At 66.5% G+C, this 21,083-nt stretch carries 17 protein-coding genes; 5 read left to right on the top strand and 12 right to left on the bottom strand.

Annotated elements, in window-relative coordinates; genetic code table 11:
- Positions 1–54 precede the first annotated feature (54 nt).
- Entirely contained in the window at positions 55–2,007 is a 1,953-nt protein-coding gene (locus MU521_RS14865) for a PAS domain-containing sensor histidine kinase (RefSeq protein WP_092693564.1), read from the top strand.
- A gap of 23 nt (positions 2,008–2,030) precedes the next feature.
- Here the strand turns inward: MU521_RS14865 and MU521_RS14860 are convergent, their stop codons facing one another.
- Positions 2,031–3,545, bottom strand: coding sequence for an alpha/beta hydrolase family protein (locus MU521_RS14860; RefSeq protein WP_092693566.1), 1,515 nt, complete (start codon positions 3,543–3,545; stop codon positions 2,031–2,033).
- 207 nt (positions 3,546–3,752) lie between these two features.
- Here MU521_RS14860 and mutS point away from each other — a divergent pair, with 207 nt between their 5' ends.
- Entirely contained in the window at positions 3,753–6,452 is a 2,700-nt protein-coding gene (gene mutS, locus MU521_RS14855; protein ID WP_092693567.1) for a DNA mismatch repair protein MutS, read from the top strand.
- Positions 6,453–6,523: 71 nt separating this feature from the next.
- Here the strand turns inward: mutS and MU521_RS14850 are convergent, their stop codons facing one another.
- The 11 genes from MU521_RS14850 to MU521_RS14800 all read right to left on the bottom strand — a co-directional run bounded on the left by MU521_RS14850 (position 6,524) and on the right by MU521_RS14800 (position 17,578).
- A complete protein-coding gene (locus MU521_RS14850) occupies positions 6,524–7,333 on the bottom strand; it encodes a hypothetical protein (protein WP_092693569.1) in 810 nt (269 codons plus the stop codon).
- Positions 7,333–8,280, bottom strand: a complete 948-nt coding sequence (locus MU521_RS14845; RefSeq protein ID WP_092693571.1) for a hypothetical protein — start codon at positions 8,278–8,280, stop codon at positions 7,333–7,335. The genes MU521_RS14850 and MU521_RS14845 overlap by 1 nt, the downstream gene beginning before the upstream one ends.
- Entirely contained in the window at positions 8,280–9,953 is a 1,674-nt protein-coding gene (locus MU521_RS14840; RefSeq protein ID WP_139171136.1) for a hypothetical protein, read from the bottom strand. Before MU521_RS14840 ends, MU521_RS14845 begins: the two co-directional genes overlap by 1 nt.
- 94 nt (positions 9,954–10,047) lie before the next feature.
- Complete coding sequence (locus tag MU521_RS14835; protein WP_092693575.1) at positions 10,048–11,253, bottom strand: HEAT repeat domain-containing protein; 1,206 nt, start codon at positions 11,251–11,253, stop codon at positions 10,048–10,050.
- A 434-nt stretch (positions 11,254–11,687) separates the two neighbouring features.
- Positions 11,688–12,092, bottom strand: a complete 405-nt coding sequence (locus MU521_RS14830; RefSeq protein ID WP_092693577.1) for a Zn-ribbon domain-containing OB-fold protein — start codon at positions 12,090–12,092, stop codon at positions 11,688–11,690.
- Positions 12,085–13,242, bottom strand: a complete 1,158-nt coding sequence (locus MU521_RS14825; RefSeq protein WP_092693579.1) for a thiolase family protein — start codon at positions 13,240–13,242, stop codon at positions 12,085–12,087. Before MU521_RS14825 ends, MU521_RS14830 begins: the two co-directional genes overlap by 8 nt.
- 170 nt (positions 13,243–13,412) lie before the next feature.
- Positions 13,413–14,621, bottom strand: a complete 1,209-nt coding sequence (locus MU521_RS14820; protein WP_175452894.1) for a CaiB/BaiF CoA transferase family protein — start codon at positions 14,619–14,621, stop codon at positions 13,413–13,415.
- A gap of 62 nt (positions 14,622–14,683) precedes the next feature.
- Positions 14,684–14,800, bottom strand: coding sequence for a PhlB family protein (locus MU521_RS14815; RefSeq protein ID WP_217630173.1), 117 nt, complete (start codon positions 14,798–14,800; stop codon positions 14,684–14,686).
- Entirely contained in the window at positions 14,778–14,996 is a 219-nt protein-coding gene (locus MU521_RS14810) for a hypothetical protein (protein ID WP_139171137.1), read from the bottom strand. Before MU521_RS14810 ends, MU521_RS14815 begins: the two co-directional genes overlap by 23 nt.
- The gene (locus MU521_RS14805) at positions 14,996–16,195 is read right to left on the bottom strand and encodes an acyl-CoA dehydrogenase family protein (protein WP_092693584.1); all 1,200 of its coding nucleotides are present in this window, start codon (positions 16,193–16,195) and stop codon (positions 14,996–14,998) included. The genes MU521_RS14810 and MU521_RS14805 overlap by 1 nt, the downstream gene beginning before the upstream one ends.
- Positions 16,196–16,231: 36 nt before the next feature.
- Positions 16,232–17,578, bottom strand: a complete 1,347-nt coding sequence (locus tag MU521_RS14800; RefSeq protein ID WP_092693586.1) for an MmgE/PrpD family protein — start codon at positions 17,576–17,578, stop codon at positions 16,232–16,234.
- Between the two features lie 104 nt (positions 17,579–17,682).
- Between MU521_RS14800 and MU521_RS14795 the strand changes: the two genes are divergently transcribed.
- The 3 genes from MU521_RS14795 to MU521_RS14785 all read left to right on the top strand — a co-directional run bounded on the left by MU521_RS14795 (position 17,683) and on the right by MU521_RS14785 (position 21,032).
- Positions 17,683–18,822: an acyl-CoA dehydrogenase family protein gene (locus tag MU521_RS14795; RefSeq protein ID WP_092693588.1), complete on the top strand. Its 1,140-nt coding sequence runs from the start codon at positions 17,683–17,685 to the stop codon at positions 18,820–18,822.
- Between the two features lie 181 nt (positions 18,823–19,003).
- Positions 19,004–20,692 (top strand): flavin-containing monooxygenase, encoded by a 1,689-nt coding sequence (locus MU521_RS14790; RefSeq protein WP_245681197.1) that lies wholly within the window; start codon positions 19,004–19,006, stop codon positions 20,690–20,692.
- 49 nt (positions 20,693–20,741) lie between these two features.
- Positions 20,742–21,032, top strand: coding sequence for a cyclase (locus tag MU521_RS14785; protein ID WP_092693590.1), 291 nt, complete (start codon positions 20,742–20,744; stop codon positions 21,030–21,032).
- Positions 21,033–21,083: the final 51 nt, after the last annotated feature.

Here is a 21,083-nt window from a genome sequence, read left to right as displayed (position 1 = left end):
AGAACTATTCCGGAAAACATTCAACGGGGTCGGCAAGACTGGCAAGCAAGACTGGTGACGACCGACGATACAGTTCCAGCGGTGGTGACGGCCGACCTCGCGGACGCCGTACTCGACCTCGGGAATCTCCTGAACGGATACGAGGTCGAACGGGTAGCGACGGTCTCGGCGATTCGTCGGGCGATGGCGGACACCGAGCCGGATTGCATCGTCGTGACCGGCAAATCGCCGGACGGAGCGTGGCGACGGTGCGTGGACGCCGTTCGCGCTGTCGACGCCACACTGCCCGTCGTCCTGGTCGCGCCGGACGGGAGCGAGCGGCTGGCGGCCGCAGCGGTCGAGGTCGACGTGGCCGCGTACGTCAACCTCGCAGCGGAGTCGGATCCGAGCGGTCGGCTCGCCGCGGCGGTCGAGGCGGCCAACGAGTGGAGTTCGGGCGACCACTCCGCGCGGCGCGGTTCCGACGCCGAGGCCGGGAGCGCTCGGCCCGCGGACTACTACCGGACGCTCGTCGAGACCGCCGGCGATCCGATGTACGTGCTGGACGCGGACGGGAACCTGCGGCTGTACAACGAGGCCATGGCCGAGCGGGTGGGCTACGAAGACGCGGATCTCGTCGGCGAGAGCGTCGAACGGTTCACGACGCCCGACTCGGTAGCGACCGCCGACGCGGCCATCGAGCGCCTGCTCGCCAACGGCGGCGGGACCCACGAGACCGTCGAGATCGACCTGCTGACCGCTGCCGACGAGCGGGTGCCCTGTGAGGTGTCGCTCGCACCCGTCCGTGACGACGAGGGCGCCTTCGCCGGGTCGGTGGGCGTGGTCCGGGACATCACCGACCGGCGGGCGCGCGAGCGCGAACTCGAACGCTACAAGCGGATCTTCGAGACCGTTCCCGACGTAGTCTTCGTGTTCGACGCCGACGGGGTCGTCGAGACGACCAACGAGCGCGCGACCGACGTGTTCGGGATCGACCGGGCGGACCTGATCGGGCGGTCCTACACCGACCTGCTCGACGCGGACGTGTTCGGCCGGGAGGCAGTCGACCGCTATCTGGAGACGGTCGCGCGGCTCCTCGACTCCGACACCGACGCGCCGGGGCGATTCGAGGTCACGCTGACCACGCCCGACGGACGGGAGCGCACGTACGAAGTCCACGTCACGCTCCGGTCGGTCGACGGGGAGTTCCGCGGGACCGTCGGCGTCATGCGCGACATCACCGACCGGACGCGCCGGCAAGCGGAACTCGAACGACAGAACGAGCGGCTCGAACGGTTCGCCAGCGTCGTCTCCCACGACCTCCGCAATCCGCTCGAAGTCGCGCGGGGCCGGCTAGAACTCGCACAGGAACACGGTGACGACCGCCACCTCGAACACGTCGACGGTGCCATCGACCGGATGGAGACCATCGTCGACGACCTGCTCGCGCTGGCCCGCCAGGGAACCACAGTACAGGACACCCAACTCGTCCGCCTCGACCGCGTCGCCCGTGCTGCCTGGGAGGTCGTCGATACGGGCGACGCCGCGCTGACGGTCGCGAGCGACTGCACCGTCCGCGCCGACGGGAGCCGCCTCCAGCAACTGTTCGAGAACTGCTTCCGGAACGCTGTCGAGCACGGCTCGACAGGCAACCGGAACTCACAGAGTTCCGGTGACGCCGTGGAGCATGGCTCCACGAGCAGTCGGACGGGGTCCGGCGACGCTGTCGGGCAGGCTGACACCGACGGCTCGGCCCCGTCCGTCTCCGTCCGCGTCGGCCTCGTCTTCGACGACGACGGAGAGCCCGATGGCTTCTACGTCGAAGACGACGGGCCCGGTATCCCCGCCGACCAGCGCGACCACCTCTTCGAGTACGGGACCGCCGGCAGCAACGGCGGGATGGGGCTGGGGCTGGCCATCGTCAAGGACATCGTCGACGCCCACGACTGGCGGATTCGCATCGCGGACGGCGCGGCCGGGACGGGCGCACGCTTCGAGATCTCCGGCGTCACCGTTCGCGAGCAGTGAGTCCGGAAAACGGTGCCGGGCGGCTACCGCGGTCGCTGTGGCAGATTCACCCTGGACTCGCCGGGCCTGATCGTGACGCCTTCGGACTCGCGGGAGTCCAGATAGTAGGGACTGGAGACCTCGATCTGGAGTCCCAACTGATCGCTCGGCGAGACGAACCGCTGAAGCGTCGGGAACTCGAAGCTGATCCGCGAGACGCCCGAGCCCTCGATCCGGTAGGCTTCGCCGATGCCGTTGATCGGCTCGCCGTTCCGGAGCATGTTGACGAAGATCCGGGCTTCGGGGCCGTGCACGTCCAGCGAGAGGTCGATCTGTGGCGTCCCGTACCACTCGGCGCGGTCGCGCACGTCCCAGGTGTAGGTGACGTTCGAGTCGTACCACCAGCTCCACTGCTCGATGCGGTCGTCCCCGTTCGCGTCGGCGTTGCCGAGGTCGTACGTGACGAACTCGGTGTCGTCCGGCGGGAACTGCTCCTCGGTCCGGAACTCCTCACGCTGTTTGAGGTACGTGTTCGACTGGGGGATGTCGGTACTCTCGCCGCGGAGGTGGCGGTCGAACCACGTGTTCACCAGTCCGTTCATGTACCCGCGCTGGTCGAACGGCACGGTGATCTCCTCGGGGGCGTGCCCGCCCTCGTAGAAGGCCAGTCGCGACTCGACGCCCCGGTCCTGCAGGGTCCGGTAGGTCCGGACAGCCTCGATGGGCTTGAACAGCGAGTCGTCCCACCCCTGGATGAGGAAGGTCGGCGTGTCGTAGTCCTCGAAATACGGGAAGGATCGCTTCTCGTTCGCTTCGAGGATGCCCGGCGGCAGGTCGTTGGTCCGCAGCGCCTGCTCGTACCAGTCGTACAGCCGCGGGTCGATGTTGGTGTCGGGCCCGATCAGGTTGGCGCTGAGCCCCCCGAGTCCGAGCAGGATCGACAGCCAGCCGATCTTGATGACGCCGTTCGGTGCCAGCGAGTACTGCAGGTCGTTCCAGGCGATCCGCGGTGCGACCGCGTCGATCCGGTCGTCGGCCGCCGCCGCAGACAGCTGGATGCCCCCGGCGTAGGAGACGCCGTCCATGCCGACCTTCGGGTCGTCGGTGGCGTCGAGCGCCACCTCCGGCCGGTTGGCCAGCCAGTCGACCAGCCGCTGGGCGTCTTTGATCTCGTTGGGCCCGTCGAGCCCGACGGTCCCCTCGGAACTCCCGAACCCGCGGGAGTCGTAGGTCAGGACGGTGTACCCCTGCTTGGCGTGGAACTTCGCCTTCGGCAGCGTCAGCGGCGATTCCCGGAACGCCCCCCAGCCGTGGGTCATCAGGACGGCCGGCTGTGGCTCGTTGGCGTCGGGCGTGTACAGCGTCGCCTCCAGTTCGGTCCCGTCCCACGACTCGATGGTGTAGTCCTCGGAGGTGACACCCGATCCGAACGACGCCGAGGCCGTCCCCACGCCGGTCGCGAGCGCCGTCAGGGCCGCCCCCGAGGCCCCGAGGAATCGCCGTCGGTTCACCCGCCCCACGTCTGTACCCCGTTCGTCCGCATTGTGGTCCGCTCCCATGATGCGTACCAACAAGCTTCACAAACGAATTCAATTAAGTGTTTATATCTCCCATCTATTTTCGGTATTTTATATGTTACGCGTTGAAATTTTTACCCGATCGGGGATGCGGTAGCGAACGGGCCGGCGGCCGCCGGGCCGAGGTGGGGCGACCACTTCCGCCACGGACCCACAGCGTTTTATTCGGTGTCGCTCCCAGAGCAGGGTATGACAGAGGCGACGGGCATCGTCGGAGAGTTTCTCGCCCTCAAGGAGGAGACGGATGCGGATCTGCTGGCGATGCAGTGCGGTGACTTCTACGAGTTCTTCGACGAGGACGCGGAAACCGTGGCCGACGAACTCGACCTGAAAGTGTCACAGAAGTCCTCGCATGGCTCGTCGTACCCGATGGCGGGCGTGCCGGTCGACGATCTCACCCCCTACCTGACGGCGCTGGTCGAACGCGGGTACCGGGTCGCGGTCGCGGACCAGCACGAGACCGAGGACGGCCACGAGCGGGCGATCACCCGTGTCGTGACGCCGGGGACGCTGATCGAGACGACCGACGACGACGCCCAGTACCTCGCCGCGGTGGTCCGCGAGGGCGACGGGTACGGCGTCGCCGCCGCGGACGTGACGACCGGCCAGTTCTTCGTGACCAGCGTCGGCGGCGAGGACAGCGAGGGCGCGCTCCTGACGGAGTTGTACAAGTTCGACCCCGCGGAGGTGCTGCCCGGCCCGGACGTACGGGCCGACGAGGCGCTGCTGGACCGGATTCGCGAGCGGACGACGGCGACGCTGACGTTGCACGCCGCGGAGTCGTTCGCGCCGGGACGGGCGCGCCACCGCGTCCGCGAGCAGTTCGGCGACGACACGACCGAGAGCGTCGGGATCGACGACGACGAGGCGGCGATCCGGGCAGCCGGCGCGGTGCTCGCCTACGTCGAGGAAACCGGCCAGGGCGCGCTCGCGTCGGTGACGCGCCTGCAGACCTACAGCGGGAGCGACCACGTCGAACTGGACGCGACCACCCAGCGCAACCTCGAACTCACCGAGACCATGCAGGGCGACCGGTCGGGATCCCTGTTCGCGACCATCGACCACACCGTCACCAGCGCCGGCGGTCGCCTGCTGAGCCAGTGGCTCGTCAGACCGCGGCGCTCTCGGCGAGAACTGAAGCGCCGCCAGTCCGCGGTGGCCGCGCTGACCGAGGCCGCGATGGCTCGCGAAGAACTCCGGGAGGTGCTTTCCGGCGCGTACGACCTCGAACGGCTGGCCAGCCGGGCGGCCTCTGGGAGCGCCGACGCGGGCGACCTCCTGCGGGTCGCCGAGACGCTCGCACTCCTGCCCCGCGCCGCCGAGGTGATCGACGGACGGGACCAGCTGGCGGAATCGCCGCTGAGCGAGATCGTCGCCGGAGCCGACCGCGAGAGCGCCGCCGACCTCGCCGCCGAACTCGACGAGGCGCTGACCGACGACCCGCCCGGCACGGTCACGCAGGGCGGCCTCTTCCGGCGGGGGTACGACGACGAACTCGACGAGATCATCGAGCAACACGAGGCGGCCAGAGAGTGGATCGAGACGCTCGATCAGCGCGAGAAGGGGCGGCATGGAATCACCCACCTGCAGGTCGACCGGAACAAAACTGATGGATACTACATCCAGGTCGGCAAGAGCGAGGCCGACGACGTGCCCGACGAGTACGAGCCGATCAAGACGCTGAAAAACTCGGAGCGGTTCACCATCCCCGAACTGGAGGAGAAAGAACGGGAGATTCTGCGACTGGAGGAGCAACGGGGTGACCTGGAGTACGACCTGTTCCAGACCCTCCGGGAGCGGGTTGCCGACCGGGCGACGCTCCTGCAGGACGTGGGCCGGGCGCTGGCGGAACTGGACGCGCTCGGGAGCCTCGCGACCCACGCCGTCCGCAACGACTGGACCCGGCCGGAACTGGTCGAGGGTCGGGACCTGGACATCCGGCAGGGCCGCCACCCCGTCGTCGAACAGACCACCTCGTTCGTCCCCAACGACCTCGCGATGGACGACGACCGGCGCTTTTTGATCGTGACGGGCCCGAACATGAGCGGGAAGTCCACCTACATGCGACAGGCGGCGCTGATCACGCTGCTGGCCCAGATCGGGAGTTTCGTCCCCGCGGAGTCGGCGCGGGTGGGCCTGGTCGACGGCATCTTCACGCGCGTCGGTGCGCTGGACGAGCTGGCCCAGGGCCGCTCGACGTTCATGGTCGAGATGCAGGAACTCTCGAACATCCTGCACTCGGCGACCGACGACTCGCTCGTGATTCTCGACGAGGTGGGTCGCGGGACGGCGACCTACGACGGCATTTCCATCGCGTGGGCCGCGACGGAGTACATCCACAACCAGGTCCGCGCGAAGACGCTCTTCGCGACCCACTACCACGAGCTGACCGGGCTGGCCGACCACCTGGAGCGGGTGGCCAACGTCCACGTCGCTGCGGACGAGAGCGACGGCGACGTGACCTTCCTCCGGACGGTGCGGGAGGGCCCGACGGATCGCTCCTACGGAATTCACGTCGCGGATCTGGCCGGTGTCCCCGATCCGGTCGTCGACCGCTCGCGGGACGTGCTGGAACGGCTCCGTGAAGAGAAGGCCATCGAGGCGAAAGGCGGCGGGAGCGGGGAACCGGTGCAGGCCGTCTTCGATCTCTCCTCGGGGAGCTTCCAGCACGGAGCGGCCGGCGATGAGGGACAGGCCACAGCGGACGAGCGAGCGACGGCCGACGGCGGGGACGCGGCCGAAGTGGGCGCGGACGGCGCGACGCTCGATCCGGCGGCCGAGGCGGTCCTCGACCAGTTGCAGGACCTCGACGTGAACGAGACGCCGCCGGTCGAGCTGATGGCGACGGTCCAGGAGTGGCAGGCCGAACTCGACGGGGACGACGACTGAGTTACCCACTCGGATCCGACCTTGCTTCGCCCGAGTAGCGCCGGTTTTGCTGTCTGCAGGGGAACGCTCGGTTAGTCCGGTGTCGTCCCGTCTCGAAGATCGATGTCGAACAGCGAGAGAACGTCGTCGACGCTCATCTCTGTTCCGTCGTCGCCGCTCGTGTCGTCGACGGCGGCCATGACTGCGTCTTCCAGTTCTTCCAACCGTTCGGTGATCTTTTCGAGATTCAGGATGCGAGGTGCGAGCGTGAGATAGGTCGTCCCGTCCTGTTCGTAGAGATCGTCCGCGCCCATCTCCGGGAGTCGTTCCGCAGGGCCGCCCGCGTCGTCGACTTCGATCTGCCCGAGTCCGGCCACTGCGACGGGCGTCGTCAGTTCCAGGGGGCCCTCGGCGATCGCCTGTGGCAGGACCAGCGTGGTGTTTTCGAGCGTCGTCTCCCCCTGGCTACGGAACGTGTAGCAGAGAGACTCCTCGATGGCGAGTTCACGTTCGGCAGTGGCGATGCCGAGGACGATACAGTCTTCCAGGATGACGTTGGCACCGACGACGTTCCCGCGGACGACACAGTCGGTGAGACGAACACGCTGGCCGGTTACGGTCCCGTCGATGTGCGTGTCGGTCGCGAGGACCTTGTCGGGTGACCCGACCTCGCCATCGACGTGTGCGCCGTCGAGTTCGATACCCGCGGCCGCCATGATCGATCCTTCGACGGTGACGCCGTCGTCGGCTTCGACCGTGCCGCCGTAGACGCTTCCCTGAACCACGGCCCCATCCCGTAACCGAACGGGCCGTCCGAGTTCCGCCTGTTCGTCGGGAATGATCCGTCCATCGAACGTTTCCTCGGCCTCGACGACCGCACGGCTCTGTTCGATCTCCGCCATTATTCCGCGACCTCCTGTGGCACGTCGACGCGTCCACTCTCGGGAACGGCATCCGCGACAGCGTCGGCGTAAGACAACCCCAGTGGTGAGGACGAACTGTACTCGGAGAGCGTGTCCCGCAGCGTCTGTTCGGATAGCGTGTCGGTCGTCGCCGGATCGGTAACTGGGTCGACGTTGCCAAGCAGCGTCGCCACGCCGTCGCTGGCCTCGAGGGTCGCGCTACACCACTCGGTCCCGCCCTCGGACACCGACGATGGGACGATCACCTGCCTGTCGACCACACCGTCTTTCTCGTACTCGACGACGTAGTACGGGACCTGTAACTGGCCCGGTTCGTCCGTCGGGAGTGTGTGCTCGGCGGGATCGTATCGGTGATCCCGGATCGATTCGAGGAGCTGCTCCTGCCGGTCGATGAAGTCGTAGATCCGCTGAATTGCCTCACTCGTCGTCTCCTTGACCGCTGTTGCCCGTTCGTCACCGACGTCGGCGTTGTGGGCCTGGAGCGACTGCCACGCCGTGGTCACTTGCTCGGTGAAGGGGTCTTCGATCCCGTCTTCGAACTGCTCTTCTTCGATCTCGAAGATATGGGAGCCGAGGTCCCGGATACGGTCCTGGGCTTTCTCGTCTAGTTCGGCTTGCTTTCGCTGGTATCGCTCGCCGATGCTCTCGAGTCGGCCCTCGAGTTCGCTCCGCTCCGTTTTGATCTGTTCGTACTCGGCGTCGATCTGTGGCTTGACCGACTTTACCTCCATGACGTACTCCATCAGCTTGAGTTCGGCCTGTGCCTGGATGTTCTCCTGTATAGCGTCCCGGATGGTTTCGGCCCCGTTCGTGATCGCTTCTTTGATCTTCTTGGCTTCACCCGTGAGCTTCTGGACGTCCTGACGGAGATTCGATATCGTCTCGTTGATCGCTCTGAGTGGCTTGAGGAGGTCGTCGTTCGCCATCAGGAATCACCCCCGGCAGACGCTCCGAGGAGCCGGTCTTTTTTCATCCGTGCCTTGTCGATCCGACCGGAAAACGACGTTCGGCCACGGGTCTCTAGCATCCACTCCTCCCGGTGTTGGCGCCGTTGCATCTCCATTTCCTCGTCGTGACGGTCCGCTTGTTGTGCGAGTGTCGCACGCGTTCGTTGGTCCTCCAGCTGTTGCTCGGCGACGAATTTCTCGATCTCCCGCCGCCGTTTCTCCTCGCGCATCATCTCGGCTTTCTCCTTGGCCGCCTGTTCAGCCTCCTCGATTCGTTCTTGCTCTTCGTTCCGGGTCTGTTCGAGAATCTCTTCCGTCTCCTCGTCGATTTCGGCGAACGACGACTCGACTTCTTGCTCGAAGGCCTGCTTTCGCTCGTCGTGAATCCGCTCGTACTTGACCATCAGATCCCCGATCTCCGAGACTTTCCCCTCCGCGGCTTTGGCTTCCGTCTTGAGGTCTCGGATCCGCGATCGGAGGTCACGGATCCGGTCGGTCGTCGACCGGATCTCCTCGCTGCGCTGTTCGAATTCCCGCTCCTGTAAGTCGGCTTTCTGGTCCTCGATGTTCTCGTACACCTCGCGACGTTGGTCGTCTTTCTCGATCCACAGCTGGTCCCAGACGGGGTTCACGAGATCGTCTTTGAGGCGGTGTCTGGGAATGACGGCCGACGTATCGTGAGTCGTTCGGCACGTTTCACAGTACCAGCTCCCAGCCTGTGGGTCCGTGAGTTCGACCACCGAATCGATATCGTCGGTCTGACAGTCCGGGCAGTAGAAGTTGTAACTCACCAGGCCGAACGCGTCTGCAGCGGTCCCGATGTGGTCGTTCAACAGGTCGACGGCAGTCTCCTGCATTCCGGATAGGTCATCGACGAGCGTCCGACTCGTGTCGGACAGTTCCTCTAACTCACTCTCGGCACCGTCCGAGGCCGCCATTTGCTCGAGTTCGTCGAGTTCCTGAATGTCGGTCCGGGCCTGGTCAACTGGAATGTCGAAGTCCGCATCGACGGTGTCGTCCGGGTCGGCCATCTCGAGCAACGTCTCGATAGCCGCTCGTTCGGAGCCGGTCGCGGGAATGATCGGCGCTTCGACGGTGAACTCTTCTGCAGTTTCGATCTCCGTCGTAATCTCGTCGAGCGTCTCCGTCAGCGTGTCCTCGACGTTTTCGTCCTGTGCCATCACGACCGGGTACTCACTGACGTCTGCGAGTGTATCGTTGGCCGCTGCGATCTTGTCGTGATCGGTCAGTTGCTCCAGATCGAAACTCGTCGTTTCGATAGACTGGGTGGCGTCGTAGAGTATCGAGCCATCCTGCACGGGAAGACTGTGTGCTGTCCAGTATCCTTTCTGAACCGAGCGCACCGTCACGTCCGGAGACTGATCGTTGAGGTAGGCATAGCCGCCGCCAGCGATGGCCAGACCGAGGAGGAACAGCCCGCCGCCGACCAGAGCCCCATCGACTATCCCGAGCGCAACGATGCCCACCACCGCGGTGGCAGCACCGATTCCGACCGCGTATCGCAACTTGGTTTGTTTCTCGTCGAGGAACTCGGAGAGCGGTTCCCGCAGTGCTTCGTTGATCGCGAGTGCGCGAGCTCTGTCTTCGGCCACTGGACGGTCGGCCTCGCGAACGACATCGGTCACACGCATCCGGACCACCCCTCGTCGGGTGTAGGGACCCGCGACTGGTCTCCGAGATCGATTCGACGTTCGATACGATCGGTAACTGAGTGATACATCGTACTCATTCTATGTTCCGAAGTGCCTGACTCGCTGCACGACTCACGTCCGGGTCGGTGTCGATGCGAAGGTCCTCGAGTTTCGGTTTGACCTGTTCCGCGCCGAGCTGGCCCAGTCCGCGACAGGCCACAGCCCGGACCTCCGGATCCTCGTCTTCCAGTCGCTCCGAGAGTGCGTCGATGGCGGCCTGCGTGGGAACGGAATCCGAACTGGTTGCGGCGACGAGATCCTCGACCGCTGCTCGCCGGATCGATGCCGAGTCGGCGTGTAGCTCCTCCCGGTACTCCTCGACCGGATCGCCCTCGACCGCTCCAGCATCCGCCCGGGGTTCCGCACTGTCCGTCTCCCCTGCGTCCGTTTCCGAGGGGTCGGATTGGTGGTCACCCTGACCACCGTCGCCCGGATCTTCGGTTTCGTCGTTGGCGGACGGTTCGGGAGCCGGTTCCGTCGAGGTGGTGTCCGCGGGAGGAGTGTCCGTTCGTTCCGTCTGTGACGATGCCGTACCGTCAGTTGGGGCGTCAGCTGCCGGTTCAGAATCTGACGGAGGGATGTCCTCGTGGTCGACCGCCCCCCCTGTGTCGTGAGACTGTCGCTCGATTGACTCCTGCTGCCCGGATTCATCTCCCGTCGGGGAGCCGCCAGCGTTCGATAGTGTCATCAGTGCTGGTCGTCCCGTATATCCGAGATAGCCGAGGATGCCGTAGATACCGATCGTGATGAGACCACCAGGCAGCGCGAACACCGAGAGGACGATTTGAAGGCCGCAAAACGCCATTCCGAGATACCACGAGGCCGTCGTCCACCTCGTCAGTCCGAATCCAACGCCAATCGGTGCGAGGCTGAAGACGACGACTGTGAGAAGGAGTCCGTCGACCAGTGCGGGTCGGAACCCGCCGATCGGTGACTGTGCGATATTAAAAACCGCGAAGAGACCGACCAGCAGTTGCACCACACCGACTGCAATCAGCCCCTTGCGGAACCGCTGGATGTTGTTTTTCGCCTGCGTCGCTGCCACGCTGAGCCCCTCTGGAGAATCCGCCAGCGTCTCCGGGGTACCCTCCGTGGCCTCAGTCTCCGCCTCTCCCGTTTCTGCCCACTGCTCGGTCGACTGCTCGGTGCCCAGGAGTCGCTTGATCAGTTTGAACGGGAACAGTACCAGTTTCAGGAAGAGCCGAAAGACAAACCGTATGAGTTTCAACGCGAAAAACATCAGTTGTTAAACATTTTACCGTTCAGAATTTTGATGTTTTGTCCGTGATCGACATTTGCTCTCGTTTTTTCCAGCTGCCACCAGTCGAAGGTTATCAGCCGCTCGAACGAGCGATTTGTCCGACTCGAGATGTACGGGTTGCTCACCTATCACACCCCAACAAATAGAGATTCCGTGACATAATATTATTGGAAAAGGTGATATTTCGCCGCGGTCCCGGCTCGAGCGAGGGTGGGTCCGCGCGGTGTCGACGAGACACCGCCGGTGGAACTGCTGACGAAAGTCCAGGAGTGGCAAGAACGGGTCGCCGAGGAGTGAGTGGTCCGGCCCGTCGCCGCGTCGCCGACTCGACTCACGGACGTGGGCACCTGGGTCCGGCAGTCGGACCCGCAACCGACGGCGGAGCGGGTCGCAGCGCAGAGTGGCGGCGGCGTTCACTCGGCGTCGGGACGGGGTTCAGCGGTGAAGAAGGGCGCGTCGGCCCAGCGGCCGCGGTCGTGATCGCCCGCGCCATCGGTGGGAACGAGTGCGACCGGGTCGCCGATAGAGAGCGCGTCGTAGGGCGCGTCGATCGGTGCGAGGACGCGGACGCCCTCGACGACGACGGTACCCACGACGGCGGGTTCGTCGAAGTTCGGTGGCGTCCGGAGGAGTTCCGTGAACGCGTAGAGGCGACCACGAGCGTCCGTTCGCTCCCAGTCCACGTCGGCGGCGTGGCAGTGCGGGCAGACGGGTGCCGGCGGGAGGAACGCGCGGTCGCACGCGCCGCAGCGTTGCACCGCGAAGGCATCGTCGGCGAGCGCCTCGAAAAAGGGCGCGGCGATCACGTCCTCACGCATCGATACCACCCCGGAAGACGGTGGTGTTGACGCCGTCGACGTGCCCGTGTTCCGCCGAGGTCAACACGACGTCGGCGTTCGCGACCTGATTCGCGGCAGTACCACGGAGCTGGCGAACGGCTTCGACGTGGTTGAGGATCGGGGTGACCATCGCGGGATGCCCGCGACCGAGGGGCCCACCGGAGGGACTGATCGGGGTCGGGCCGTCGACGGCAGTCGCGCCGTCGGCCGCAGCGAGTGCCCCGCGGCCGCGCTCGAACAGGCCGAGTTCCTCAGTGAGGATCGCTTCAGTGTGCGGGAAGGGTGCGTACAGCTCGAACGCGTCGACGTCCGCGACGGCGAGGCCGGCCGCGCCGAGCGCTTCGTCGGCGGCCCCCGCGAACGCGGGGTGTTCGGTGAGCGCCCCCTCGCGTGTCCCGAGATACTGGCTCGGCGGGTGGTCGTACCCGGTGCCCGCGACTTCGACGGTCGCGGCCGACGCGGCGGCCTCGCTGGCGAGGACGACCGCGGCCGCGCCGTCACAGGGCGCGGGACACTCGTAGAGACGGAGCGGACGCGCGATGGGGCGCGAGTCGAGGACGTCCGTCACGGTTGTCCCGCTGGAGAACAGTCCCTCGGGGTTCGACGCGCCGTTCCCGTGGTTTTTCACCGCGATGTCCGCGATCGCCTCCCGCGGGACGTCGTACTCGTGACGGTAGCGCTGGAGGCTCTGGGCGTAGATCCCCGGGACGGTCGGCCCGGCGGGGGCCTGGATGTCGTGGTCGAAGGTTTCGAGCACGTAGGCTAGGTAGTCGTCGGTCTCGACGGTGGAGTTGCGTTCGGCGGCGAAGACGACGGCGACGTCGAGCGTTCCGCTCGCGACGTCGCGGGCGGCGAGTCGGAACGCGCTCCCGCCGCTGGTCCCGCCGGTGTAGGTCTCGACGTTCCGGTCGAGGTGGAGGCCGAGTCGGTTCGCGAGCGAGGTCGAAAAAAAGCCCTGTTCGGTCCACGGCCGCGGTTTCGGGAGATAGAGACCGTCCACGTCGTCGAGGTCGAGGCCCGCGTCGTCGACCGCGCCGGTGAGGACACCCGCCGCGAGTTGCCAGGTCGGCACGTCGTAGCTGCCGTTCGGGACGGCGCTCACGCCCTCGGCGAGGACCCGCCGGCTCATCGCTGTTCCCTCCGGGGCGTCCCGTCGCGTTCCGTGCCGACGGCCTCGCCGTCGCCGTCGTCGTCCCGGAGCACGTCGCCGGCGTCGGTGGGTGCCGTGTCTCGGCCTATCATACCATACGGTTCCGCGAGTCGGCGGAAAAACCTTTGTAGGGCGGTAACGGTCCGTGGTCAGGCCTGTTCGGCGACGCCGTCCGCCAGCAGCGCGTCGACGGTCTCCTCGTCGTAGCCCAGTTCGGCGAGCACGTCACGGGAGTGCTCGCCGAGGACGGGTGCGTGCCGACGGATCGAAGGCGGGGTCTCCGAGAGCGAGAGCGGCGTGTCGGTCAGCGTCACCTCGCCGTACCGTGGGTGGGGCACGTCGACGAACGCGTCGCGCGCGTCGAGGTGGTCGAGTTCCGCCGCTTCGCCGATGTCGTTGACGTGGGCGGCCGGCACGCCGGCGGCGTTGAGTTTCTCGACGGCCTCGTCGGCCGGTTGTTCGACGAGCCAGGCCTCGAAGAGCGTCGAGAGCTTCGACGCGTCGTCCATTCGACCCGCCGCTGTCTGGTACTTCTCCGCGGCCGCGAGGTCGGGTCGGTCCATGAGGTCACAGCAGGCGTCCCAGATGCGGTCGGAGTAGAGCAACAGTGCGACGACGACGTAGCCGTCCGCGGCCTCCGCGGACCCGTACAGCATGTCCGGTCGGCTGAACGTGTTCCGGCCGCCCGCCTGGGGCACCTCACCGAGGTTCGTGTAGTACTCGAACGCGCCGTCGAGGTTGTGGATGAGCGATTCGAGCAGGGACACGTCGACTTTCTGGCCGCCCTCGCCGCGGTCGACGCGCCGGAGCGCGGCGACGGCGCTGAGCGCGGCGCTGTAGGCGGCGTAGACGTCAGCGAGCGAGGACTGGGAGCGAATCGGCGGGCCGTCCTCCAGCCCGTCCCCGAGCAGGCTCGTGAACCCGGACATGTGCTGGACGATGGTGTCCATCCCAGGGTTGTTCGCGAGCGGCCCCGTCTCGCCGAAGCCCGTGATGTGGACGTAGACGAGGTCCTCGTTGATCGCCGAGAGTGTCTCGTAGTCCGCGTCGAGGTTCTCGGCGACGCCCGGCGGCCAGTTCTGGACGAACACGTCGGCTTTCTCGACGAGGTCGTGGAGGCTCTCGCGGCCCCGCTCGCGCTTCAGGTCGAGGCTGAGCGAGCGCTTGTTCCGATTGTAGAGCTCGAATCCCGGGTTGAACGGTTCGCCGTCGAGACGTCGGCGATCGGTGCGGAACAACTCGCCGTCTGGCGGTTCGACCTTCACGACGTCCGCACCGAGGTCGCCGAGGAACGTGCCCACGAGGGGACCGGCGATGACCTGCCCGCACTCGACGACACGTGTGTCTGAGAGTGGCACACCATGGGGTGTGACGGCCGCCCTCTTAACGATACGCACCGCAGCACGGCGACGAGTGACCGTCAGTCGAGGCGGAAGGCGGGAATCGCGACGTCCTCGCGGTCGGTGGGCACGAACGCGACGGAGACGGGGACACCGACCGGGACCTCGTCGGGATCACAGTCGACGGAGTTGGTCATCATTCGAGGGCCCTCCGCTAATTCGGCGTAGGCGGTTCGAGCAGAGGCCGCCGCCGTCGGTGTTGAACGGGAGGTCGCCGTCGGCCCGCAGCGCGCCCGCCGCGACCTCCGCGTGGAGTTGCATCGTCGGTTTCTCCGGGGCTTCCCGGGTCGGATGCTCGAATGTCCCCGCGACGGAGACGGATTCTTCCGCCATCAGTACGATCGGGGAAGTCCGAGGACGTTCTCGCCGATGTAGTTCAGCGCGAGTTGCTGTGTGATCGGGACGAGTCTGGTGAGCCGGGCTTCGCGGAAGTAGCGTTCGACGTCGTACTCGCGGGCGATGCCGAACCCACCGTGGGTCTGGACGGCGGCGTCGGCGGCCTCGAACGCCGCGTCGGCGGCGAGGAACTTCGACATGTTCGCCCGTGCGCCGACGTCCTTCTGGCTCCCTGCCTCCGCCTCGCTCGCGGCGTCGTACACCATGCTCTTGGCGGCCTGGACGCGCGCGTGGGCCTCGGCCAGCGGGTGCTGGATGGCCTGGTTCGAGCCGATAGCGCGCCCGAACACCTCGCGCTCGTTGGCGTACTCGACGCCGGCCTCGATGGCTGCTTCCCCGAGACCGATACACTCCGCGGCGATGGCCAGCCGTTCCTCGTTGAGGCCGTCGAGCATCTGGTAGAACCCCTCGTCGACCTCGCCGATGACGGCCGTGGCCGGAACCCGGAGGGACTCGAAGAACAACTCGTAGGAGTGGACAGCCCCGCTGGCCGTCTTGTCGATCTGTTCGATCTCGAGGCCGTCCTGAGCGTACGCGTCGTCGAGGTCGACGAGGAACATCGTCAACCCCTGGGTCCGTTTCTCGACCTCGGCTTTCGGCGTGGTGCGAGCCATCAGGACGATGTAGTCGCTCGCGTCCACCCGGGAGATCCAGATCTTCTGACCGTCGATCACGTACGCGTCGCCGTCGCGTTCGGCGCGAGTCTCGATGGACGTGGAGTCCGACCCCGCGTTCGGTTCGGTGAGTCCGAACGCCTGGATCGACTCCTCGCCGCGTGCGACCTTCGGGAGGAGGTCGTCCTTCATCGACTCGCTCCCGTACTTCACGAGCGGCACGGAGTTGTAGATCGCGCCGTGGACGGCCTGAGCGGCGCTGAACCCGCCGCCCGAGGCCGCGATCTCCTCCATCATCACGACGACTTCTTCGGTCCCCATGCCGGCACCGTCGTAGGCCTCGGGCAGGAGCGCCCCGAACCACCCGCCGTCGGCGAGCGCGTCGGCGAACTCGTGGGGATACTCGCCCTGGACGTCCTTCTCGCGCCAGTAGGACTGGTCGAAATCCGAGCAGATGTCCCGGATCGAATCCCGGACCAGCCGTTGCTGGTCGGTCAACTGGACCGTGTCTCGGTCTACCATCTATCGTTCGTCGACCAGGTGGCGAACGGAGTAAAGCTATGTGGGGCCGGCAGCCCGAATCGCCGCGGCCACGTCCGCACAGTCGTCGAGCGACAGGAACAGGGCCGCGAGCGCGTCCGCAGTCGCTTCCGGGACGGCCCGGTGTGCACACTCCTCGAACTTGCCGCGGAGTTCCCCGTCGGAGAGGGGATTGTCGTGGGTGCCCGGCGGATTCTCCCGTCGGCGTTCGTAGGTCCCCTCGCCCGTCTCGACGCGGACGACGGCCTCGTGGGAGTCGTAGTGGAGCGCGTCGTCGACCTCGTAGTCGACGGCGTCGCGGACCCGCTGGACCGCGGGGTCGTCGATACAATCGTCGTCGAAAGCGGCGAGCCCGACGCGGTCGCGGACGGCGGCGCTCGCGACCGTGTACTCCAGGGAGAACTTCGCCTCCAATCCGGTGTCTGGGTCGCTATGGTGGAGGGCGTCGGCGGCCCCCTGTGCGACTGCGACGTGGATACGTTCGATCTCCGCGGGACGGATCTCGTACTCGTCGGCGAGAGCCTGCATCCCGGCGATGCTGGTGTGCGTGAAGTAACAGCAGGGGTAGTACTTGACGTTGATGCCGCGCTCGACGAGCGCCCACTCCTCGGGGTCGAACGCGAAGGCGTCGCGGTCGTCGGGGCCGTAGAGGTCCCAGAATCCGCGGTCGCCGCTCACCGCGTCGGGGTCGGCGGTGAAACCCCTGGCGGCGAGGCGGGCAGCGGTGACGCCAGACCGCGCGGCCAGTCCAGCGTGGAGGGGTTTGGTCGTGGACCCGAAGTTGCGTTTCAGGCCGGCGGGAGTCGAGGCGGCGACGGTCAAGGCGTGTCGGGTTTCCATCGCGGAGAGGTCCAGGAGGGATGCGGCGGCGGCCGTGGCACCGAGCGCGCCGAACGTCGCGGTGGCGTGCCACCCGGCCTCGTAGTGGTCGGGGCTGATCGGAGCGGCGAGGGCACACTCGACCTCGAAGCCGGCGGCGTAGGCCGCGATCAACTCGTCGCCGCTCGCGCCGGTCTCGCCCGCGAGGACGAGTAGTGGCGGGACGAGCGTGACGCTGGGGTGGCCGTCCATCGCCCACGCGAGGTCGTCGTAGTCCAGCGCGTGGCTCGCGGTGCCGGTGTGGAGCGCGCGCTCGGTCGGTGGCCGCTCGGTGCCGACGCCGAGGATCGTGGCCGCGTCCGCATCCGCGGCGTCGATCCCGTCGGTCTCGAACGCGGTCGCGCCGGCATCGTCGAGCGCGCCGGCGAGCGTGACACCGACGGTGTCGAGGAAGGCGCGGCGGACGGTCTCGCGTGCGGCCTCGGGAACGTCGCCGATGGTGAGCGCGGCGACGAAGTCGCTCAGCGTCTCCTCGGGGGCCCTCATTGGCGTCCCTCGCGGGGCGGCCCGCATAAACGTTCGTCCCGCGGACCGAGCGGGACCGCTGCCGGCGGGAAAAGACCTAACACGGTTTGGCGGGAGTACTGTCCATGGTTTCGCTGACCGACGAACAGCGGATGCTGGTCGAGACCGCCGCGGAACTCGCCGAAAACGAGTTCGCGGAGCGGGCCTACGAGTGGCAGGACGAGCCACCCTGGGAGAACCTCGAACTGCTCGCCGACCGCGGCTTCCTCGGGATCAACTTCGACGAAGAGTACGGCGGCGCGGGGCTCTCGGAGTTCGAGGCGATGTTGCTCAACGAGGCCGTCGGCCGGGTCTGTCCGGACACCGCGGCGTATCTCAACTCGATGCACATGACCGCACCCCGGACGATCGACATGTTCGGGACCCCCGAGGCCAAAGAGAAGTACCTCCCGCCGCTGACCGAGGCCGAGGACTTCGTCGCGATCTGTATCTCCGAACCGGAGGCCGGGTCCGACGTGCACGCGATGAACACGACCGTCGAGGAGCGCGACGGCGACCTCGTCGTCAACGGCGAGAAGACGTGGGTCTCGCGGTTCGAGGACTCCTCGGCCGGCGTCACGTGGGTGCGGTTCCCCGAAGGACTCGGGACCGTGATCGTCGACTTCGACGACCCCGGCGTCGAGGTCGCCAATCACTACACGAACATGGCCGGCCACAAGCAGACCCACTACTACATGGAAGACGTCGTCGTCCCCGAGGAGAACGTCCTCACGCGCGGCGACGACGCGTTCAAAGCACAGCTGAAGGCGCTCAACTGGGAACGGCTCGGTGTCGCGTCGATCTCGAACACGTGGGCACTGGCGGCGCTGGACTACGCGCTGGAATACGCGGGGGACCGCGAGCAGTTCGGCCAGGCCATCGGCGAGTTTCAGGGCATCGAGTGGAAACTCGCCGACCTCGTCACCCAGCTGGAAGCGTCGCGGTCGCTTACCTACCGCGCAGCCGAGGACGCCGTCGCGAAGGGGCGGATCCCGGACCCGCTCCAGACCGGGGCCGCGAACCTGTTTTCGGGACAGATGGCCGAATCGGTCATCAGCGAGTCGCTCCAGATCTGTGGCGCGAACGGCTACCAGCAGGGCCACCCGCTCGAGTACCTCTATCGCCTCCAGCGCGGCTGGCGGTTCGCCGGCGGCACCGACGAGATTCAGAAAAACACCATCGCCCGCTGGCTCAAACGGGGCGGCGTCCCGACGGTGTTGGACTGAGTCCGCCGACGATTCCATCGAGTCGGCCACCGAGAACGAACGCGAAGAGATCCGCGAGACCCACGGCCACCGGCACGGACCGCCCGGATCACACCGAACCGATCGCCACTCATATACGCCCGATGTTCTGGAGGAGTGGTTTTAATTGGGACCGACCGTTGTATATCGTCAGTGATACACAGTGTCTGGCGCAGACGTTGACGCGGACGTGGACAGGGGGGCTGCGGAGACCGACGTGGACGCCGTCGTGATCGGCGCGGGCTTCTCCGGGCTGTACATGCTACACAAACTGCGCGAACAGGGGCTGGACGTTCGCGTCTACGAGAAAGGCGGCGAGGTCGGCGGGACGTGGTACTGGAACACGTACCCGGGGGCACGCTGTGACAGCGAGAGCCACATCTATTGCTTCTCCTTCGACGAGGGCCTCCACCGGGAGTGGACCTGGAGCGAGCGCTACCCGGAGCAGCCCGAGATTCTGGACTACCTGCAGTGGGTGGCCGACCGGCTGGACCTGCACCGAGATATCGCGTTCGAGCGGGAGGTCACGTCGGCGACCTACGACGACGAGACGGCGACCTGGACCGTCGAGCTGGCCGACGGCGAACGGGTCAGGACCCGGTACTTCGTCACCGCCGTCGGCTGTCTCTCCGAGCCGTTCCTGCCCGACTTCGACGGGCTCGAGGAGTTCGAGGGCGAGTGGTACCACACGGCCCGGTGGCCCGACGAGGAAGTCGACTTCGGCGACGACCACGTCGGCGTAATCGGTACCGGCTCGACCGGCATCCAGTTCATCTCGGAGGTCGGCGGCCGGGCCGACCACCTGACGGTCTTCCAGCGGACGCCCAACTACGCGGTACCGGCCCGGAACCGACCGCTGGAGGACGACGAGTACGAGGAGATCCGCGAGAACTACGACGACATCTGGGAGCGGGCGCGAGACTCCCGGCTCGGGATGCCGTTCGAACACGAACACGAAACTGACTACGGCCTCTCGGAGGACGAGATCCGCGAGGTCCTCGAAGACCGCTGGCAACAGGGCGGCTTTCGCTTCCTCCACAGTTTCGAGCCGGGGTCGATCCTGTCGAACCCCGAGTTGAACGAGGTGGTCTCGACGTTCATCCGCGAGAAGATCCGCGAGAAAGTCGACGACCCCGAGACGGCCGAGACACTCGTCCCGACGGATCATCCCTACGGCTCGAAGCGCCCGCCGATGGACTACAACGACTACTACGGGACCTACAACCGTGACGACGTGAGCCTCGTCGACGTGGACGAGAACCCCATCGAACGGGTGACGGCCGACGGGATTCGGACCACGGCCGACCACTACGACCTGGACATGCTCGTGTTCGCGACGGGGTTCGACGCGATGACGGGCGCGATCCTCGCGATGGACATCGAGGGCGAGAACGGTCAGACGCTCGAAGAGAAGTGGGAAGCCGGACCGCGAACGTACCTCGGTCTCATGACCCACGGCTTCCCGAACCTGTTCACTATCACCGGGCCCCAGAGCCCGTCCGTGCTGACCAACATGCCACTGGCCATCGAACAGCACGTCGAGTGGATCGCCGACTGCATCGCGTACATGGACGAGCGCGGCTACGACCGCATCGAGGCCAGCGAGGACTCGGAAGACCAGTGGGTCCAGAACACCAACATGCTGGCCGAGAATATGCTGTTCTCACAGGCCAAGTCCTGGTACCGCGGCGCGAACGTTCCCGGGAAGACGCAGGTGTTCACCCCCTTCCCCGGCGGCCTCGACAACTACCGAGAGATCTGTGCCCGGGTCGCCCGCGACGACTACGACGGCTTCGAACTCGGGCGGGCCAGTGACACGGCGGACGGAGCCGTCTCCGAGCCCGGCGACTGAGGGGAGCGGGAGCCCCCGATTCTTTCCCCCTCCCGCCCGCACTGCTGGTATGGCCTACATCTACGCGAAACACGAGATCGAGGACTACGAGCGGTGGGAGCGCCACCACGAGGCAAACGCCGACCGGCGGGCGACCCACGGGTCGCTCGGGACGCAGGCGTTCCGCCCGACCGACGACGAGAACACCGTCGTCGTCCTGCAGGAGGTCGCCGACGACCGCCTCGACGAGGCGCTGGCCTACTACGACAGCGAGGAATTCGCCGAGACGCTCGAATCGGCCGGCGTCGTCTCGATGGCTGAGTCGGCGGTGCTAGAGAAAGTTCACGAACAGGACGCCTGAAGAACTGTCCAGCCCCCTACAGCTATCAGTCGTCGCTGCGAGGGCCCGACG

The organism is Halorientalis regularis, assembly GCF_023698535.1.
In the GTDB taxonomy this organism is placed as follows: domain Archaea; phylum Halobacteriota; class Halobacteria; order Halobacteriales; family Haloarculaceae; genus Halorientalis; species Halorientalis regularis.
The sequence above is the reverse complement of the archived record's forward strand: the minus strand, read 5'-3'. Positions and strand labels throughout refer to the sequence as shown.

Coding starts and splice junctions, on each gene's coding strand:
- MU521_RS14860 (WP_092693566.1), bottom strand. CDS start 3,545: ATGGGAGCGGACCACAATGCGGACGAACGGGGTACAGACGTGGGGCGG.
- mutS (WP_092693567.1), top strand. CDS start 3,753: ATGACAGAGGCGACGGGCATCGTCGGAGAGTTTCTCGCCCTCAAGGAG.
- MU521_RS14850 (WP_092693569.1), bottom strand. CDS start 7,333: ATGGCGGAGATCGAACAGAGCCGTGCGGTCGTCGAGGCCGAGGAAACG.
- MU521_RS14845 (WP_092693571.1), bottom strand. CDS start 8,280: ATGGCGAACGACGACCTCCTCAAGCCACTCAGAGCGATCAACGAGACG.
- MU521_RS14840 (WP_139171136.1), bottom strand. CDS start 9,953: ATGCGTGTGACCGATGTCGTTCGCGAGGCCGACCGTCCAGTGGCCGAA.
- MU521_RS14835 (WP_092693575.1), bottom strand. CDS start 11,253: ATGTTTTTCGCGTTGAAACTCATACGGTTTGTCTTTCGGCTCTTCCTG.
- MU521_RS14830 (WP_092693577.1), bottom strand. CDS start 12,092: ATGCGTGAGGACGTGATCGCCGCGCCCTTTTTCGAGGCGCTCGCCGAC.
- MU521_RS14825 (WP_092693579.1), bottom strand. CDS start 13,242: ATGAGCCGGCGGGTCCTCGCCGAGGGCGTGAGCGCCGTCCCGAACGGC.
- MU521_RS14815 (WP_217630173.1), bottom strand. CDS start 14,800: ATGACCAACTCCGTCGACTGTGATCCCGACGAGGTCCCGGTCGGTGTC.
- MU521_RS14810 (WP_139171137.1), bottom strand. CDS start 14,996: ATGGCGGAAGAATCCGTCTCCGTCGCGGGGACATTCGAGCATCCGACC.
- MU521_RS14805 (WP_092693584.1), bottom strand. CDS start 16,195: ATGGTAGACCGAGACACGGTCCAGTTGACCGACCAGCAACGGCTGGTC.
- MU521_RS14800 (WP_092693586.1), bottom strand. CDS start 17,578: ATGAGGGCCCCCGAGGAGACGCTGAGCGACTTCGTCGCCGCGCTCACC.
- MU521_RS14795 (WP_092693588.1), top strand. CDS start 17,683: ATGGTTTCGCTGACCGACGAACAGCGGATGCTGGTCGAGACCGCCGCG.
- MU521_RS14785 (WP_092693590.1), top strand. CDS start 20,742: ATGGCCTACATCTACGCGAAACACGAGATCGAGGACTACGAGCGGTGG.